This window comes from Microbacterium sp. Bi128, from assembly GCF_918698205.1.
In genome coordinates this window covers 1-3,462 of record NZ_CAKKMM010000482.1, presented here as the reverse complement: position 1 = coordinate 3,462, position 3,462 = coordinate 1, and the positions used below count along the sequence as shown (strand labels likewise).

At 74.1% G+C, this 3,462-nt stretch carries 3 protein-coding genes; all 3 read left to right on the top strand.

The window, feature by feature from the left end; genetic code table 11:
• The coding region (locus tag LQV45_RS21490) for a radical SAM protein (protein WP_290370290.1) at nt 1-1,293 on the top strand (1,293 nt) is incomplete at its 5' end.
• The gene (locus tag LQV45_RS21485) at nt 1,290-2,753 is read left to right on the top strand and encodes an NAD(P)/FAD-dependent oxidoreductase (RefSeq protein ID WP_230008744.1); all 1,464 of its coding nucleotides are present in this window, start codon (nt 1,290-1,292) and stop codon (nt 2,751-2,753) included. The genes LQV45_RS21490 and LQV45_RS21485, both read left to right, overlap by 4 nt.
• Before the next feature lie 40 nt (nt 2,754-2,793).
• Nucleotides 2,794-3,462, top strand: a 669-nt coding sequence (locus LQV45_RS21480; protein WP_230008743.1) for a TIGR03557 family F420-dependent LLM class oxidoreductase, incomplete at its 3' end; no start/stop codon positions are given.

Sequence of the window (3,462 nt, the reverse complement as noted above, 5' to 3'; positions counted from 1 at the left end):
GATCCCGCGACGGGAGGAGATCCGGCCCCGGGAGGAGTCCCCACCCCCGCCGCATCCTCCGCCGCCGGATTCTCCTCCGCTCCGCTCGCGGATGCCGCGACCAGCGCCGGCTCCGCGCGATCCGCCGCCGCCGACCCGAGCGTGCGGCGCCTCGCCGGGCGCGCAGCCGCCGACCCGGGCGTGCGGCGTCTCGCCGAGCGCGCGGCCGCCGCCCCCCTCGCGCTCGACGACGCCGACTGGTCGCGACTCCTGCACGCCACCGGCGCCGAGCTCGACGCCTTGACCGCCGCCGCCGACGACGCGCGCCGTTACACCGTCGGCGAGCCGGTCACCCTCGTACGCAACCGCAACCTCACGTCGACGGGCTTCCGCCGCGCGGGCCGAACCGGCCCCGGGGAGTTCGACCTCGCGGATGCCGAGGCGATCGCCGAGGATGCCGCCGACCTCGGTGCCACCGAGCTCTGCGTCCAGGGCGCGCTGGCGCCGGGCGAAGACCCCTCGGCGTACCTCGACCTCGTGCGGGCCGTGAAGCGCGGGGCGCCCGGCATCCATGTCCACGCGTACCGTCCGCTCGACGTGCGCGATCTCGCCGACCGCGGCGGGCTCGGGCTCGACGGCGCCCTCGCCGCGATGCGCGAGGCGGGCGTCGACACCGTGCCGGGCACGGGCGTGAAGGTGCTGAGCGAGCGCGTGCGCCGGCTCGTCGCCCCGGGCGATCTCGAGATCGACCGCTGGGTCGAGGGCATCACGGCCGCGCATCGCGCCGGATTCCGCTCGACGTCGGTGTTGTTCTACGGCCACGTCGAGACGGCCGAGGAGCGCATCGCGCACCTGCGCACGCTGCGCGGCATCCAGGACGAGACGCGCGGCTTCGCGGAGTTCGTCCCGATCCCGCTCCCGGGCGGAGACGTGCCGCTGGTCACGGGACGCTCCCCGCTCGACGAGCACCGCGCGATGGTCGCGGTGTCGCGCCTGATGCTGTCGGGGGCGATCCCGCACGTGCAGATCCCGTGGACCCGCGTCGGACGCGAGAACGCCGCCGTGCTGCTGCGCGCCGGCGGCGACGACCTCGGCGGGACGCTCTACGACGGGCGCGCGCTGCCCGACACCGGCATCGAGCAGGGGCTCGAGCTGCCGGTCGCGGCGGCCGAACGGATCGCGCGGAGCCTGATGCGGCCGTTCCGCCTGCGCACGACCGACTACGGGGTCGAGCGCACGCCCGTCGACCCGTCGGCGCCGTCCGTCGTCACCAGCGGGGGCACGCGGTTCCCCATCCGCAAGGCGCGCCCGTGAGCGTCGTCGACGTCGTCGTGGTGGGCGCGGGGTTCGCCGGGCTCGGCATGGTCGATGCCCTGCGGCGCGCGGGTCGCGACGACGTCGTCGTCATCGAACGCGCGGATGACGTCGGCGGCACCTGGCGCGACAACACCTATCCGGGCGTCGCGTGCGACATCCCCGCTCACCTGTACAGCTACGCCGCCCACCCCCACGCCGGCTGGTCCCGCACGTTCGCCGAGGGGCACGAGATCCAGCAGTACCTGCGCGACGTCGCCGCGGGCCTCGGCGAGCGCATCCGGCTGCGCACCCCCCTCGCGGGCGCGGAATGGGATGCCGACACCTCGCTGTGGCGCATCGACACCGGCGCCGAACAGCTCCAGGCCCGCTCTCTCGTGCTCGCGTGCGGACGCCTCACCGAGCCGCATGTTCCCGCGATCGACGGCCTCGAGTCCTTCCCGGGGCCGCTGTTCCACTCCGCCCGGTGGGACCACGACGTCGATCTCACCGGCACGCGCGTCGCGGTCGTCGGCACCGGCGCGAGCGCCGTGCAGCTCGTGCCCGAGCTCGCCCAGCTCGCGGCGCACGTGACGCTCTTCCAGCGCACCCCCGCGTGGATCGTCCCCCGCGGCGGCGGCGAGATCCCGCCGGAGGAACGCGAACGGCTCGCCCAGAGCCCCGGCGCTCTCGCACGCCTGCGCGCCGAGCTCTACGCCGAGGGCGAGGCCCGCTTCGCCTCGCGCTCCGGCGACGCCGCCGCCTCCGCCGCCGCCCGCGACGCCGCGCTCGCGCATTTGCACGCCCAGGTCGCCGACCCGGCCCTGCGCGCAGCCCTCACGCCCGACTACGCCTTCGGCTGCAAGCGCGTGCTGCTCTCCGACGCGTTCTATCCGGCCGTGGCATCCGACCGGGTCACGCTCGAACCGACCGCCCTCGACCGGGTCGACGGGTCGACGCTCACCGCCGCGAGCGGCCGACAGCACGCAGCCGACGTGCTCGTGCTCGCCACCGGTTTCGCCTCGACGCAGCAGCCCTACGCCGACCTCGTGCGCGGCGAGGAGGGCACGCTCGCCGCGCACTGGGAGTCGGGGATGACCTCGTTCGGCTCCACGGTGGTCTCGGGCTTCCCCAACCTCTTCGTGCTGAACGGTCCGAACGCGAGCCTCGGCCACAACTCGGCCGTGCTCATGATGGAGGAGCAGGCCGCGTACGTCGTCCGCGCGCTCGCCGAGCGCGACCGCCGCACCGACCGCGTACTGCGCGTCCGCCCCGAGGCCGAAGCGGCGTACACGGAAGAGATCGCCGCGGCCGCGGCATCCACCCCCTGGATGACCGGCGGATGCCGCAACTGGTACGTCGACGAGAGATCGGGGCGGCTGACGCTGCTGTGGCCGGGCACCGTGCAGGCGTTCCACGAGAGACTGACCGGTACCGACGGGTCGGAGTTCGAACCCGCGCACACCCCCGTGCGCGGCTGACGCATCGCCCCGCTCGCGCGGGTCACGGAGAAGGAGAGTCATGAGCGTTCCGCTGCGATTCGGATACAAGGCCTCGAGCGAGCAGTTCGGGCCGAACGAGCTGCTCGACTTCGGCGTGCTCGCCGAGGAGATGGGCTTCGACTCGGTCTTCCTCTCCGATCACCTGCAGCCGTGGCGGCACGAGGGCGGACACGCGCCCAACGCCCTCCCCTGGCTCGGGGCGCTCGGCGCCCGCACGCAGCGCGTCATGCTCGGGACGTCGGTGCTCACCCCCACGTTCCGCTACCACCCGGGCGTCATCGCCCAGGTGTTCGCCACCCTCGGCGTGATGTTCCCGGGCCGTGTCGCCCTCGGCGTCGGCACCGGCGAGGCGCTCAACGAGGTGACGCTGGGCCTCGACTGGCCCGAGCCGCCCGAGCGCTTCCAGCGCCTCAAAGAGGCCATCACCCTCATCGACACGCTGTGGACCGAAGACCGGGTCACCTTCGAGGGCACCTACTACTCGGTGAAGGATGCCACGATCTACGACCGCCCCGAGCAGAAGGTGCCGATCTACATCGGCGCCTCGGGCCCTGCGGCCACGCGGCTCGCCGGCCGCATCGCCGAGGGCTACATCACCACGAGCGGCAAGGATCCCGAGCTCTACACCGAGAAGCTGCTCCCGGCCCTCGACGAGGGTCTCGCCAAGGAGGGCCGCACGCGCGACGAC